Raw genomic sequence first — 15,396 nt, 5'->3', positions numbered from 1 at the left:
ATTGGGATATGTTTTCCGAGATTTTCAATGTCAAATTGCTGTTTCTGCTTTTTTTTCTTGCCATCTACTCCTTCTCAGTCTCCATTTTCAACTCTGACCGCCGTTCTACTGTAAACCGGCTTTTCATCATCCTGATGCTGTCCTCGTCCATCAACAACCTGATCGGTTTTCTGGCCGAAATCCTGCAGACTCCCGGCCTCAACTATACTCTCAGCGGGATCGGGAATCTCGGGCAGCTGGCATGCCCGATCCTGTATCTTCATTTTTCCATGGCATTCCCTTCGCCGGACAGCCGAGTGGTCTCTGAAAGGATCAGGACTACCCTGATACCTCTCTGCTACTTTCTGCCGATCTGCTATCTTACCTTTTTCTATTCCTGCTGCAGGACTGAAGTTTTTCACCAGGCAGTCGCAGTGTATCAGCTTATATTCATGTTCAGCGCGCTCTGGGTCCTTGGCAGAAAGCTCGAATTGTCAAAGTTCGAACTCAAGCGTCAGCAGTTGACCTGGGTGATTTTAGCCTTTTCTTTCAATTTCATCCTGATGTCTGTTCTGAATTTTCTGGAGTCCTTCACCAACCTGCAGTTTTACCTGGAAAACCTGGTTTCTCCGGTGCTCCTGTTTTTCCTGCTCTCTCCGCCTATCCTCGAGTTCAACTGGGACAATTTCAATTTTCTGATCAGGCGCAGTTTCACTTATGTGGTAGTGATGGTCCTGCTCCTGGTTTTTTTCCTGTTCATGTATGAGCAGGTAATCGTGCATTTAGGCGAACGGGTTAAATATGGCTATCTGCTGGACATCCTGCTGCTGCTTTCGATCTTCATCGCCTTTCAGCCGTTCCGGAACACGATCTACCAGCTGACCGGAAAATTCTTTTCCAGAGACTGGGCCAGGTATGAAGAAGAGATACTGAGTTTTTCCAAGGAATGTCTGGAAATCCTGGAACCCGAAATGCTGGTGGATCTTCTGCGGGGCAAGCTTGTGCATGTCCTGAAGCCTGAACGGGTGGAAATTGTGCTCGACCCGGACGGAGTGCTGGAAGAAAATAATCCCGGGCTGTATGATTTTCTGATGCGGCACGACTTTATTGATTTGCGCTCTGAAGCAGATCGAAATTCTGCTTTAGGAATTGATTTACCCTACCTGATTCCGCTGAAAAAAGGAGAAACACTGCATGGATACATCGCACTCGGCCTCAAGAAGAACGGGAATTCTTATAACGAACAGGACCTCACTCTTCTCCGGCAGCTCTCTCTTAATACCAACATCGCCCTGCATAATTCGCTGCTTTTTAAAAATCTGGAAGAGACCAACCAGAAACTGATGGCAGCTTCCGGTGAACTTGCAGACAAGGAAAAAAAGCTTCAGGAAGCCGACCGCATGGTAGCCATAGGCCGGATGACCACCCAGATCGCCCATGAAATCAAAAATCCTTTAGGAATCATCAGGCTCTCAGCAGATGAGCTCAATGAGCAGAAACTTCAACCTGAAGCCAAAAAACTGGTTACCTACATCCACCATGAAACAGAAAAACTTACCAAATTCATGAACAACTTGCTTTTTTTCACAGCGGATAAGGTGTTGAATCCACAGAAAATCGAACTGCCCAGTTTTCTGAAGACGCTCTTGGAGCAGATAATGCCTCAGGCCCTGTATCCAGGGATCACTCTTCACCTGGACCTCGCAGACAGTCATATTTTCTTTGATCCTGAAAAACTCAAAACTGTTGTTTCAAACTTGGTTATTAATGCCACTGAAGCCATGTTTTCAAAGGGCAATATCTTTATCCACACCCGCACTGAGCAGGGATTTGTGCTGCTGGAAATATCCAACGACGGACCTGAGATTCCAGCCGGGATCAGGGATCAGATTTTCCGGCCTTTTTTTACCACCAAGATCAAAGGAGGCGGACTGGGGCTTGCCATCGTAAAGCAGATACTTGGAAAGGGAAATGCTCTGATTTCAATTGAGAGTTCTGCAACCCTTACCACATTCTCGCTAAAATTTCCGGGAGGCGAACCATGCCCAAAATCCTGGTGATTGACGATGAACAGGAGATGGTGGACACGCTCGAGATCATTCTCCGGAAAAAGGCGGATGTGGTCAAGCTCACAACAGCCGTGGATCTGGAAAAACAGCTGGCTCTCTGCCACCCGGATCTAGTGATCACTGATCTCAAAATGGAAGGACCGGATGGCCTGGAAGTGCTGAAAATTATCAGAAGTACCCTCCGGATTCCTGTCATCATCATGACTGCATATGCCACGGTTGAGACAGCGATCAAAGCTTTGAAGGATGGTGCAGCCGACTATCTGATCAAACCTTTTTCCAGGCAGCAACTGCTGGATGCCATCGAAAAATGTCTAAAAACTGCAAATCCTGAAACCGCGGCAAGTTATGAGGAAGTGAAGGTAAAATACGGGATGGACTTGATCGGAGTAAGTTCTCAGATGATCCAAGTGTTCGAGAAGATCCTGAAAGTGGCTCCAACCAATTCCAGCGTGCTGATCACAGGGGAATCCGGTGTGGGTAAGAGCCTGGCTGCCAAAAGTATTTTGGATAAAAGTCAGCGCAGGACTAAACCGTTTGTCACAGTCGACATGGGGTCAATCCCGGCAGCACTCTTCGAGTCTGAACTTTTCGGGCATGAGAAAGGATCCTTCACCGGAGCAACGGAACGGAAGATCGGTAAAATTGAGTCAGCAGACGGGGGCACTCTTTTTCTGGATGAAATTGGCGACCTGCCTCTTGAAACGCAGCCGAAAATCATGCGGCTTCTGCAGGAGCGGGTATTCGAGCGTGTCGGTGGAGTTACCCCCATCAGCATAGATGTGAGGATCATCTCAGCCACCAACCGCAATCTCGAGGAACTGATCGAACGGAAAATCTTCCGGCAGGATCTTTATTACCGGCTGAATGTGTTCCCGATCCCGATTCCTCCGCTCCGTGAGCGCAGGCCGGACATCATGCTGCACTGCGAGCATTTTATCCGCAGATTCTGCGAGGAAAATAATGCCGGCCCGAAGTCGTTGAGCCAGAAAGCCATTGATCTGCTGCTGTCCAACGGCTGGCCGGGCAATGTACGCGAACTTTACAATGTGCTGGAACGTGCCCTGATACTCTCGGATGAAATCATCATGCCTGAACACCTCTGGTTGAAAGCTGAAAACGGCGAAATTCCCAGCAGCCTCGACGACCTGGAACGTGAGCATATCCGAAGGGTCATGTCATATACTGAAGGCAATAAACTGAAAGCAGCCGCAATTCTTGGCATTGAGCGTTCCACATTGTATCGTCTGATCAAAAAATACCAGCTGGAATGATGGGACTGAATCACCTCTTTTTTTATAACCCCTGTTCCGGAGGGATCGCCGGTAAGCTTGACCAGATAAATTATCTGGTGAAAGATTTCCAGGCGCAGCTTCTTGAGACAGATCCTGACCCCAGGATTTTTTTTGACAAGTATCAGAAGCTGGTAACCGGCAACACAATTCTGACTGCGATCGGGGGTGACGGCACCCTTAACCTCCTGGTTAACAGTTTTTATCCCTATTGTCGGAATTATTCCCTGATCCCTGTTGGAACCGCCAATGTGGTGGCAGGAGAACTGGGAATCCCCACTGACATCAAAAAGGCTTTTCTGAGCCTGAAAAACCCATCCCCGATCGGGCTGGACCTTGCAAGAGTTAACCAGAGTTATTTCCTGATGAGCCTTGGCATAGGAATGGACGCTGAATCCGTCGGTTCTGTCTCCGTGAGGTTGAAGAAACTTTCCGGCAGGGCCGCCTATCTGCATAGTTTTCTGAAAACTTTTTTGTGTTACAGGGAACCGGTGCTGAGGATCAATACCGGCGGAAAAACTTACCACGCATACAGCCTGATCGTCCAGAATTTCAGGAATTATGCCGGACCGTTTCACTTCAGCAACAAAGTATCTCCTCATGACGGGCTTCTGAATCTGGTGCTTTTTTTGAAACCGCACTGGGGCATATTCAGGCTGTCTCCGCTTTTCCAGATTATCTTCGGACAGTCGAAATGGATCAGGATCATTCCAGTCGTAAATGCCAGAATCGATTCAGATCAACAGGTCCGCACCCAGATTGACGGCGACTCCGGCCCAGTTACTCCTATCGAGGTCGAAGTGATTCCTCAAGCCCTGCATTTTTTCCTGGGAAGCGAGATTCTGCTCGCACGGGAAAAGAAGGGTGTATTCTCTCAACCATGCCTGTTCAGGCCTAGTGAAGTTTGACTTTCCCCTTGATCCGTGTTATAATTAATTAGGCCTTAATCTGAAGAGGTTTTCCCGGATCTCAACCCCGGCGGGAGGAAACATGAATAACTTGAAGTACATTGCCGTGATTGTAGCCATAGTCTCGCTGGCTGCCGCTTCCTATGCCGCCGAGAAGACTTACACCACTTCGATTCAACATTATCTCGCCAAATTCGATCAGAACAAATCCTGGGAAGAGAAAGTGGTGATGCCTTCAGAAATGGCTATGGCCGGTTTCGTTTTCACCAGTTATGAGATGACCCCATTCGATAAAGCCTCAGCTGAAAACTTCAATCTGAGCGACCATATGTTCACCTTTACATATAAAATCAAGAAAGCGCTGGTGGAAGAAGCTGACACCAGGATCGAGATAGTTCTCTATGCTGCCGACGATGTGAAGAAAGACAGCTCTAAGGTGGTTGTCAAGGCTTCCTCCCCGGCTAAAGCCGCAGATCCTCCCAGCCGAGACGTGCTCTATCTGAACTGGGCTCAAACACTCAACCTCAATTCCTCGCTGAGGGTGATTGCGATCCATGTTATCTGGTATGCCTCTGATAACTCCATGATCGGCCGGCTTACCTTCAACAGTGTCAGCGGCAGCTATGCATGCGGGGACATGGCTGTACCTTGGAGCACTACCGGTCAGGGTGTGATGGCGACCTGGAATCTCAACTATGCCCAAGGCTACAGTGCCACGATCACAATCGTATCAGGGAACGCCGGAGCCTATACCAACATTCTCTATTTTTATGCTGATTACTATGATCCATACAATCCATATAATCCATACAATCCTTATCCTTATTACGGTCCAGGGCAGTATCCTGTCTATTTCAACGGTCCGGGTGGCGGATATCAGATCCCCACTGTCCCTGTCCCGCCTTCCGTACCGGCACCGACACCCATTACACCGATAATTCCGTCCAACAATGTGCCTCCGACTACTCCGGTAGGCCCGACTGTGCCCACCACCACCACTGAGCATGTGATCAATCCGTCCGGCCCGCAGATCGGTCCCAGCAACAACAACACGACTCTGCCGCTTCCGCATCACTGAGACAGGTTGTAATTCTTATTCAATAGCAAGTCCTGCTTAGGCAGGACTTTTTTTTGGTTGAACTCTGCGCGTCCTGAGCCGCCAGATCCTTGAAAGCCCCTGATGTTTGCTGTAACATGGATGAAATCAATCTCAAGGAGCGCAGCATGAAGGAAAAGAACGCGAAAAAAAAGCAGGTTACAGATCCCTCTTTGAATGACAGCGGGAAAAAAATTGATCATTTCAGGGAATATTTCTGCAGCATGACAGATGAAGCCATTAAGCACTCCATTATCAATGCCCTTAAATACTGGCTCGGCAAGGATGAATACAGCGCCACGGATTACGACTGGTACATGTCCTGCGCCTATTCGATCCGCAACCGCGTTGTGGAGCGCTGGTCACTCACCCAGAATCATTATTACTATACTGATGCCAAGCGGGTCTACTATCTCTCCCTTGAGTTTCTAATCGGCCAGCTGATGGGAAATAATCTGTACAACCTGGAAGTCTATGACCGCTATGCACAGGCATTGAAAGGACTCGGCTTTGACATCGAGCGCTTGAGGGATCTGGAAAAAGACGCCGGCCTTGGAAACGGCGGCCTGGGACGCCTGGCAGCCTGCTTCATGGATTCCATGGCCACCATGGGGCTCCCTGCATACGGCTACGGCATCCGCTATGAATTCGGAATTTTCCGCCAGCGGATCGTGGACGGCTGGCAGGTGGAAGAGCCGGACGAATGGCTGAAACATGGCAACCCATGGGAAATCGTGCGGCCGGAATACTCACAGACTGTAGAATTCGAAGGCCGGATCGAAAACTATCTGGACGATCAGGGAATGCAGAGGATGCGCTGGGTGGACACCAAAAAAGTGACCGGCCTTCCTTACGACACTCCTGTGATCGGGTATGGTACTGACAATGTGAACACACTCAGGCTCTGGTCCGCCCGCGCACATGAGGAATTCGATTTCCAGCTTTTCAACCACGGAGATTACATAAAGGCAGTAGAAGAGAAAAATATCCAGGAAAATATCAGCAAGGTGCTTTATCCGAACGATGATCTGACACAGGGCAAGGAACTCAGGCTGAAACAGCAGTATTTCTTTGTCTCCTGCACTGTCAAAGACATTATCCGGCGCTACAAGAAAGCCCACCCTGATTTTTCGAATTTTACCGACAAGGTGGCGATCCAGCTGAACGATACGCATCCGACCCTGGCCATCCCCGAGTTGATGAGAATACTTGTGGACATCGAAAAACTTCCCTGGGAAAAAGCCTGGGACATCACGGTAGCTGTTTTCGGATACACCAATCACACCCTGCTTCCGGAAGCCCTGGAAACCTGGAGTGTGGCTCTTTTCAAGAAATTCCTGCCCAGGCATCTGCAGATCCTGTTTGAGATAAACCACAGATTTCTGAAAGAAGTGATGATCAAGTACCCTGGCGACATGGACAAACTGACCAGGATGTCGATTTTTGCGGAAGGCCAGGACCAGAGGGTGCGGATGGCCTATCTCTGCATGGTGGGCAGCCATTCCACGAACGGCGTGTCAGAGCTTCATTCCCGCCTGATCAAGGAAAACCTGGCTCCGGATTTTTATCAGATGTGGCCTGAGCGGTTCAACAACAAGACCAACGGCATCACTCCCAGGCGCTGGCTTTTAAAGTGCAACAGCGCACTGGCCGGCCTCCTGACATCCTGTATCGGTGACGGCTGGGTCACCAATCTGAATGAGCTGAAAAAAATGATTCCGCAAGCCAAGGACAAGACGTTCCGCAGGAAATTTTCGGGCATCAAGCGTCAGAACAAGTTGAATCTGGCTCAATATATCCTGGAAAACAACCAGATCGAGGTCGATCCGGATTCCATCTTTGACGTGCAGGCAAAAAGACTGCATGAATATAAGCGGCAGCTGATGAACATCCTGCACGTGATCCATCTTTACCTCAAGCTTAAGGATGACCCGAGTCTGGACATCCATCCCAGGACATTCATCTATGCCGCCAAAGCTGCTCCAGGGTATTACACTGCCAAGCTGATCATCAAGCTGATCAATAATGTGGCTGACATCATCAACAGCGACCTCTCCATCAAGGGCAAGCTCAAAGTGGTGTTTCTGGCAGACTACCGGGTTTCGCTGGCTGAGGTGATCATACCTGCCGCCGACGTGTCTGAACAGATTTCCACAGCCGGATTGGAAGCTTCAGGCACAGGGAACATGAAATTCGCACTCAACGGAGCCCTGACCATCGGAACGCTGGACGGCGCAAACGTCGAAATCATGGAAGAAGTAGGGGAAGAGAATATTTACATCTTCGGAAAACGCGCTGAGGAAATCGAGGCAATGAAGCGCAACCACAGCTACAACCCGAGAGCCGTATTTGAAGCTGACCAGAATCTCCGCAGGATCTTCAACCTGATTTCCAGCGGATTTTTCTCGCTGGGCCAGAACAACCTGTTCGAACCCCTGATTTCGGCACTTCTCAACGAAGACCGCTATTTCATTCTGGCTGATTTCCAGGATTACTGCCTGACCCAGGAGAAAATCGACCGGGATTACAAGAATCCTGACGTCTGGTTCAGAAAGGCGATCCTCAACACACTCAACATGGCAAAATTCAGCTCAGACCGCACCATCGCCGACTATGCCCGCGAGATCTGGCATGTGAAGGCTGTGAAGTTCGACATGGAGAAGAACGGGAACTGCTTCAAGAAAAAGGAGTCTGAGGAAGAACTGCTGGCTGAGGAGAATTGAAAAGGACTGAAAGCCTGAGCAGTTATTAAAACGCAACCTTTAAACTGCGTTTCTTTCGTCATTCCTGCGGAAGCAGGAATCCATGCCTATTTATGAGTTCTATGGCACTGGAAAAAGAACAATGCATTGGGCAATTTTGGCATGAAGCCGCTCAAAGGCAGAAGCTAAGCCAAGAAAAAGCCGCAGCAGTAAGCTATGCATTAGGCAACGGCAAGGTTCCAAGGCCTTGCCGTTGCTGATTAATTCATACCTGTTGAATGACAGAGCTCGACTCAAACGACAATGATCTTTCTTGTCAACATTGTATTTTACCTGAGCTTTTTTGTAAACATAAAGGTGAAGGAGTAAAATTAAATGCATGATTAACGATAGTTTCGAGAAATAGTAAATGAGCAAGAAATTTAAAAATCAACCATGTGTATACTGCGGGTCATATCCAGATGATTCTAACAATATGACAGCAGATCATGTTTTTGCAAAAAAATGGTTTTCCAATATTGACGAGAGAAATAATCTACCTAAAGTTCCTGCTTGTAGAAAATGCAACAATGAAAAATCCAAGCTTGAGAATTATTGTCTTACAATTTTTCCTTTTGGTGGCCGACAAGAAAATTCTTTGAAAATTTTAGAAGAAGATGGAGCAAAACGTCTTAATAGGAATAAAAAGCTAAAAAAATCACTTGAAGAGGGCTATCAATTTTACTGGGCTGTTGAGAACGGAATTTATTCACAGCACATAGCGATTCCTTTCGTGCAAGAAGAAGGTGAGCAGCTCTTTATATTTATTGTAAAAGGCCTTGTATACTTCCATTGGAATGTTCTACTAAACCCCGTATGTTTCATTGATGTTTGTTTTCCTACAAAACTTGGAGACAATATTTTGGATTCCTTTTTCAAACGGAAAATGACTAACCATCTAAAAATTGATTTGGGGATGCTTTCATATGAGGGAATACAAGATAACGTAAACAATAATGTTTCAGTATGGAAATTTAAAGTGGCCGGGGGATTAGTATTTACCAACAGAAATACCCCAGCACAGATGTCGGACAAAATCTTTGTTTTGACTGGCAGTAAAGAAAGCAAGTTGAATGAAAGAGCTAGTCGTATCGGTAAATTGTTATCAAATTTGGCGGTTGTTCAATGCCCTGGACATTAATCATCACACTCTATTTTTTCGCAGTAGTTTTCATTTTTAGATGGTACCCAAAGAATCATACTCTTGATGATAATATTCAATGGTGCTGGCTGAGGGCTGTTGAATGGGGCAAGTTACCATTGTATGTTTCCCAGCTGATTGTCCCCTTTAGTTTGCTTGATAATAATAGCATTGGAAGTATTCTAATTGGCGTCATTGCATGGAATAACCTTCTCTGGCCATTCGTCAGATACAAAGCTGCTAAACTCTGGCCTGCAATATTCATTGCAGATGCTTGCTCTTCAATAGTATGCTATTCAAAATGGCCCTTAAGCATCGGAATGGCGATTTATTTTTTCAACCATCATCAGAATTCGTATGCAGCATTTTGCTTGTTTTATCCTATTATCGTCATGCTGATGACTTTGATCCCTCCAAGCACTATGGTCGGCTATATTCAGAAGCTGTTTGCTGCAGATCTTGACCGTAAGTATGGGACAAATATTTACAGAAGCTTGGATTTTTATTTAAAAACAACTGCAAATGATGTTCCGGGTTCCAAAACTAAAAATCATATTTTAACTAAGATAGGAAATTACTGTTTAAATCAACCTTTTATAGAGTCGCCTGAATTGATCGAATGCACTCCTGATGATTTAAAATGCACTCCTGAAGATTTAAAAAAATTCAATTTACGCGGGTATAGATCAAATGGACCTTTAACTGAATTCAATGGCATCAAATGGAATACTGCTATCTTCTCAATGTATGACATAATCTATATGATTAAATTGTTTTTAACAATGAATGAATCGGATTTTGAACAGAAAAATGAAGTTTTCAAGATTACTCTAAAATATTTATTTGACGAATTGGGCATCCCTGATGAAATACCATCCCTTCATACAGATCGATATATATGGAAATCATCTGAGGGAACATTAACTTTTGAAAATTTACCTGAAAATAAAAGCATTAATCTGTTTATTGAGACTAAATCAGCTGATAAGCCTGCCAATTGGGACCAAAAGGTTAAGTTCCATTCAGGGAACAACTCTGTAACTACGGAGAAATCTCCAACGGCCAAACAGCCCAACATTATTAACTTGGCAGCTTCAATTGTTGAGGCGTCTTATCAATGTGCACAGGATATAAATAGTATAAGGAATAAAACTTCTTCCAATTCAAAAGACGAATCATCCAAATTACTAGAAATTAGAGATGAGATTTTGTATTGGTTTCTTCATTTAACCATGCGAATTTCATTTGGAAAATATGGTAATGAAAAAAGGATTGAATTGCAGAATACCTTAGCCCCAATACTTTCACTAATGGCATTTTATTTTGATGAAAAAACAGGAACTTCTCGTTACAGTGTCAATGAGTGCAAGGATTATTTTTATAAAGGGATGAATACAGCCGAACTGGATTACTCCAAATGCACAGAATTGATTGTTAAACCGGGTGAAGGAAGAAAATTGTCTGATGGTCTTCATTTCAGATTAGGAATGAATATCTCTCAATTAGCAGATCACGATGCAAACCCGGCTATGATTATGTATGTAGTGAAAGTTACTTCTGATAAATTGAGTGAATTAAAATTAAACGAGTTGATTGATAAGGCAATCAAAGAAGTGTGAATAAAATTTCATGCGAGTTTAAAATTGGTTGAGACTCAAGGATGCTGTATGTCACAGAATAAATTTTAAGGGGATGTGATGAATATAGAATTTCTGAAAACTAACGCATCGCTGTTTAAAAAAGCTGCAGAAAGATGTCAGGAAAAAAGGCCGCTAGCAAATGGTATGTTTGGAATGTTAATGGTCCCTGGTGTCGTTAATTATGCATTTTCTATCGAACTTTATCTCAAGTATTTGCTTGTGAAAAATAATCAATCTTCTAAAGGGCACGAGTTGATCAAACTATTTACCATGCTTGATTCATCGATGAGGCAAGAAATAATAAACCTAACGAAATATTCAAATTCTGACTTCGATGATCTGTTTAGCAAACATTCAAATGGATTTGTCGAATGGCGCTATATACATGAACAAGAAAAAGAAGTTGTTATTAATATTGATTTTATGAGAAGACTGCTTGACAGCATAGAATCAATTGCAAACAGACCATAATCAAAGTAAGGAAAACGAGACCGTATCTCAGCATTAACATTCAGAGAATTAAATCAGCGGGGTTAAGTATAAAAGAGTGGATGATTGAAACGGTTTGCGGGAAATTCGGGTATAATTGAGTCCGGCAATTCGAAGAGACGAAGCTTGGGCATGGAGATATGACTGCTTTATTACGGATGGAATATTTTCAGGAGAAGGAAAATCACCGGGAAAATATTCTGAACTCGACATTTTAGGAGTAAATAACTTATGAAAAAATTGCGGATTTATGTTGATACTTCAGTTGTCGGTGGTTGTTGCGACCAGGAATTTGCAGAATGGTCCAACGGCCTGCTGAGAGACTTTGAAAAAGACCATTTTCAGATGGTTTTATCAGATGTTGTAGCGTCTGAAATTGAGAAAGCGCCACTTGAAGTAATTGAAATGTTCTCATGTTTTCTAAAATGCTCACCTGAGCGCATCGAACTTACTCCAGAAGTACTCGCTCTGTCTGAGGCTTACATTCAAAAAAAAGTGCTTACTGCAAAATTTTCTGCTGATGCTTTGCATATTGCCTTGGCTACGGTTGCTGAAGTTGATGCGCTGGTAAGCTGGAATTTCAAGCACATCGTACACATGGATAAAATCCGTCTTTTCAATGCCGTCAATTTATTGCTTGGTTATAAAAATCTGCAGATATTTTCTCCAAGGGAGGTTACACGCCATGGCTTTTAAAACAGTTGAATTTGTCCGTAAGACAAGAGACAATCATCATGAATTTCTGAAGGGTAAATCTTTTGATGAAATTAAAAAATTCTATTCCGGCAAAGCCAGGGCAGTCACAAGGATAATTGAAGGGAAAGAGCAGATTTCGAAGAAGAAAAAATCAAAAGAATCTCACATCTCAGGGATTTACTGAATTATAAAATGGTTTTCCGGAGCTTTTCGCTGTTAGCTTTCAAGTAATCAATGATATTTTCCATATTTTCCGGAGTCAGGTCCAGAGTCAGGCGGATGCTGTCTGCTTCGAAATATTCTGAATGACTGATCCTGATTGATTGCTTCAGGGACGGATTTCTGCGGAAAAAGTCTTCCACAGCCTGCTGGAATTTATCTTCAGCTGCGGTCATTTCCGGGTAACGCCGCCTGCGCAGCAGTTCGAAAAAACGTTCCCCCAGTTCGCGTTTGTTTTTAGGCATAGCAAAAAAATCGTCTGCCAGCAGTTCGTTTCTGATCGCAGTTTGCGTCTTTTTTTCATGGATTTCGAGGTCTGAAAGCCATTCTGAGATCAGGCGGGACTGGCTCTGCGTGAAATGCATGTTGTCTGGCAATTTACTCTCCCTACAGTTCCTCGACTATTTGCTGTTCGTATAAAAGGAAAATCCTGTAGCCGAGCAGGAAGATCACCACACTGAGAATTCCCGGATACCAGAGATGCCAGAGGTTGTAAGTGCCTCCGTAGAAAATCGCGCGAAAAGCCTCGATGATCGAGGTAATGGGATTTGTCCTGACCAGGAACTGTACCCGTTCCGGTACCCATTCCAGCGGATAGAAGATCGGGGACATATAGAACCAGATCGTGATCAGCACTTCCACAAAATATGCCACATCCCTGAAGAAGACATTGATCAGTGACAGAAGGAATCCGAATCCTAGCGAGAGCAGGAACAGGCAGATGAACAGAAGCGGCAGCAGGGGCAGCAGTTCCCAGGAAACATTGAGCCAGCCTGTCAGGCTGAAACAGAGCAGAAAGACTGCGAACGAGCTGAGGTAGACCAGAAACTGTGATACTATCTCCGCGATCACCAGGGTTTCCCGCGGGAAATAAATTTTCCGCACCAGAGTCGCGCTTTTTAAAATGGAAAAACAGGAATTGATCATGCAGGATGAGAAAAAGAGCCAGGGCAGGTAACCGCAGAAAAGGAAGACCGGAAAACGGGGAAGCGGGACCTTCAGGACATATCCGAACACGAAGGTGAAAATCGTGATCATGGCAAAGGCGTTCAGCATTGTCCAGAAGAATCCGAAAAAGGTGCCGTGATATCTCAATTGAATGTCAATCTTCACCAGATGGCGGAGAAACTGAAGATGCGAAAGTAACAGTTTAATCCGTTGTGCCATGCAGCCTTTCTCCGGAAAGCCTGAGATAGTGGTTGACAGTGTCCACAGCAGGACCTTCAAAGACGAGTTCACCCTTGATCAACAGGATGGCACGCTGGCAGAGTGATTTGATCAGATGCAGATTGTGTGAGACGAAGATCACGCCCAGGCTCTTGGCCATCAGTTCGTTGATTTTTTGAATGCTCTGCTGCTGGAAATCGATGTCCCCGGACTGGTAGATCTCGTCCACCAGCAGAATTTCCGGTTCGATCAGGGAAAGAATCGAAAAACTGAGTCTGGTGTTCATGCCTGAGGAATAGAATTTGATCGGCAGATCGATGAATTCCGAGATCCCTGAAAAGCGGATGATTTCAGGCAGTTTTTCAGCGGTCGTTTTTTCGCTGATGCCGTGAATCGCTGCAAATGTGTAAATGTTTTCCAGGCCTGAGAGGTCAGGGTAAAAACCCAAGCCCAGTTCCAGCAGGGAGAAAATCCTGCCTTCAGTTTCGATGGAGCCTGAACTCGGCGCAAAAATGCCTGAGAGAAGCTTGAGCAGAGTGGTTTTCCCGGCTCCATTCGGCCCGATCACGCCCAGCACTTCCCCCCGTTCCAGGGAAAATGAAACTCCTGACAGAGCCTTGATCAGCCTGGTGTTCTCAGGATATCTCCGGAAAATGTTGCAGAGCCTGCGTTTGAGGCTTTTATCCCGATTCCTGATTCTGAATGTCTTATCGAGTTTATCGACTTGCAAGAGGCTCATCGTGCTTCCATTTTCCAGGTGACTGATTCGGATCTGGCGAGGCCTTTGAAAAAACCGACCAGCGCGGCCAGATTAATCATTATAAAATAAAACGGAAGAAAAAACCATTTGATTTTGATGTCAATGCTGCCGGTATAAGCCTGCTGCAGAAACCTGACAGCCCACTCCATCAGCGGCAGGTCGCAGAGCAGCAGATAGATCAGGCAGAGATTGAAGCTCAACGGGTTTTCCAGAGTGGACAGCAGGAAGCCAAGATGCAGGATCAGGAAGAACACAGCGCACCAGCGCAGAGGTTTCTGCAGGTAAAACTGGAGCAGGCCGGGACAATTTTTGAAATCCCTGAGATATTTAAATAGGAACTGCCAGCCGCCTGCGATCACCCGCACCTTGCGCTGGAATTCCCCCTGGGTGGACTTTGGATTTTCCTCGAAACCCAGAATTTCGGAAATGTAATACCCTCGTTTTCCCCGGCTGTATGATTGAAAAGCCAGATGCAGGTCGTCTGAGATCACGCCCTGCGGAATCTCACTGTATGATCCACGCCGCATTGCGCATAGTCCCCCGATCACTGAAAAAATATGGCCGGTACGGTTCTGGAATTCCCGCAGAATGTTTTCATAATTCCAGTAGAACATTTCGCCTTCAGTGAGCGAGGAATATTTCAGTTTGTCGTATTCCACTCTTCCGAACACAATGCCGATCTCGCCGCTCTGCAGCGGGACCAGCATTTTCCTGATTGCGTCCCTGCGCAGGAGCACTGAAGCGTCCGTAAACAGGAGAATGTCGCAGCCCGCAGCAGCCGCTCCTGCATTCAATGCTGTAGGTTTTCCAGCTCTTTTTTCCAGAAAGATTGTTTTGATGTCAGCACCGAATTCCAGAATTATCTCATTGGTCCGGTCTGTGGAGCCGTCGGATACTACAATCACTTCCAGGAGAGGCCAGTCCAGATCCAAGGTGTTCCTGATCTTTTCCGCGATCTGGTTTTCCTCATTGTGCGCCGGGATGATCACTGAGACTGAGGGGATTGCGCCTGAATCAGTGAAAATCGGTTCTTTCCTGAACAAACTGAGCAGGAAAAGGTATAGGAACGAGCCGAACAGGCTCAGAAAAAACAGTGCGACAGTCAGAACAAACGACAGGTAATAGTCTTCCATCCTGAAAAAAGGGTCACATTTTCCGTTGAAAATGTCAATTCGTTGAATCCTTGTCATTCTCATTTT

The 15,396-nt window shown here is 45.6% G+C and carries 14 protein-coding genes; 10 read left to right on the top strand and 4 right to left on the bottom strand.

Annotation, left to right across the window (positions count from 1 at the left end; genetic code table 11):
* Nucleotides 1–8 precede the first annotated feature (8 nt).
* From PHW04_01225 to PHW04_01180, 10 genes are all read left to right on the top strand, one after another.
* On the top strand, nucleotides 9–2,039 hold the full coding sequence (locus PHW04_01225) for a HAMP domain-containing sensor histidine kinase (GenBank protein ID MDD2714492.1): 2,031 nt from the start codon (nucleotides 9–11) through the stop codon (nucleotides 2,037–2,039).
* Nucleotides 2,021–3,322: a sigma-54 dependent transcriptional regulator gene (locus PHW04_01220; protein MDD2714491.1), complete on the top strand. Its 1,302-nt coding sequence runs from the start codon at nucleotides 2,021–2,023 to the stop codon at nucleotides 3,320–3,322. The genes PHW04_01225 and PHW04_01220 overlap by 19 nt, the downstream gene beginning before the upstream one ends.
* Nucleotides 3,322–4,248 carry a diacylglycerol kinase family protein gene (locus PHW04_01215; GenBank protein ID MDD2714490.1) on the top strand — a complete coding sequence of 309 codons (927 nt, stop codon included), beginning with the start codon at nucleotides 3,322–3,324 and terminating at the stop codon, nucleotides 4,246–4,248. The genes PHW04_01220 and PHW04_01215 overlap by 1 nt, the downstream gene beginning before the upstream one ends.
* An 82-nt stretch (nucleotides 4,249–4,330) precedes the next feature.
* Entirely contained in the window at nucleotides 4,331–5,326 is a 996-nt protein-coding gene (locus PHW04_01210; protein MDD2714489.1) for a hypothetical protein, read from the top strand.
* Between the two features lie 116 nt (nucleotides 5,327–5,442).
* Nucleotides 5,443–8,067, top strand: a complete 2,625-nt coding sequence (locus tag PHW04_01205) for a glycogen/starch/alpha-glucan phosphorylase (protein ID MDD2714488.1) — start codon at nucleotides 5,443–5,445, stop codon at nucleotides 8,065–8,067.
* Between the two features lie 388 nt (nucleotides 8,068–8,455).
* Complete coding sequence (locus tag PHW04_01200; GenBank protein ID MDD2714487.1) at nucleotides 8,456–9,226, top strand: HNH endonuclease; 771 nt, start codon at nucleotides 8,456–8,458, stop codon at nucleotides 9,224–9,226.
* Entirely contained in the window at nucleotides 9,211–10,845 is a 1,635-nt protein-coding gene (locus PHW04_01195; GenBank protein MDD2714486.1) for a hypothetical protein, read from the top strand. Before PHW04_01200 ends, PHW04_01195 begins: the two co-directional genes overlap by 16 nt.
* Nucleotides 10,846–10,923: 78 nt before the next feature.
* Nucleotides 10,924–11,337 (top strand): HEPN domain-containing protein, encoded by a 414-nt coding sequence (locus tag PHW04_01190; protein ID MDD2714485.1) that lies wholly within the window; start codon nucleotides 10,924–10,926, stop codon nucleotides 11,335–11,337.
* Nucleotides 11,338–11,586: 249 nt separating this feature from the next.
* Nucleotides 11,587–12,051: a hypothetical protein gene (locus tag PHW04_01185; protein ID MDD2714484.1), complete on the top strand. Its 465-nt coding sequence runs from the start codon at nucleotides 11,587–11,589 to the stop codon at nucleotides 12,049–12,051.
* A complete protein-coding gene (locus PHW04_01180) occupies nucleotides 12,041–12,235 on the top strand; it encodes a hypothetical protein (protein MDD2714483.1) in 195 nt (64 codons plus the stop codon). The genes PHW04_01185 and PHW04_01180 overlap by 11 nt, the downstream gene beginning before the upstream one ends.
* Before the next feature lies 1 nt (nucleotide 12,236).
* Here PHW04_01180 and PHW04_01175 read toward each other — a convergent pair whose 3' ends face one another.
* Genes PHW04_01175 through PHW04_01160 form a run of 4 tightly spaced genes read right to left on the bottom strand, consistent with a single transcriptional unit; the run spans nucleotide 12,237 to nucleotide 15,393 of the window.
* Nucleotides 12,237–12,647, bottom strand: coding sequence for a hypothetical protein (locus PHW04_01175; GenBank protein ID MDD2714482.1), 411 nt, complete (start codon nucleotides 12,645–12,647; stop codon nucleotides 12,237–12,239).
* Nucleotides 12,648–12,657: 10 nt separating this feature from the next.
* Nucleotides 12,658–13,437 (bottom strand): ABC transporter permease, encoded by a 780-nt coding sequence (locus PHW04_01170; protein ID MDD2714481.1) that lies wholly within the window; start codon nucleotides 13,435–13,437, stop codon nucleotides 12,658–12,660.
* The gene (locus PHW04_01165; protein ID MDD2714480.1) at nucleotides 13,421–14,176 is read right to left on the bottom strand and encodes an ATP-binding cassette domain-containing protein; all 756 of its coding nucleotides are present in this window, start codon (nucleotides 14,174–14,176) and stop codon (nucleotides 13,421–13,423) included. The genes PHW04_01170 and PHW04_01165 overlap by 17 nt, the downstream gene beginning before the upstream one ends.
* Entirely contained in the window at nucleotides 14,173–15,393 is a 1,221-nt protein-coding gene (locus PHW04_01160) for a glycosyltransferase (GenBank protein MDD2714479.1), read from the bottom strand. Before PHW04_01160 ends, PHW04_01165 begins: the two co-directional genes overlap by 4 nt.
* Between the last annotated feature and the right edge of the window lie 3 nt (nucleotides 15,394–15,396).

The organism is Candidatus Wallbacteria bacterium (assembly GCA_028687545.1).
Lineage (GTDB): Bacteria > Muiribacteriota > JAQTZZ01 > JAQTZZ01 > JAQTZZ01 > JAQTZZ01.
This window is presented reverse-complemented; position numbering and strand designations above follow the sequence as displayed.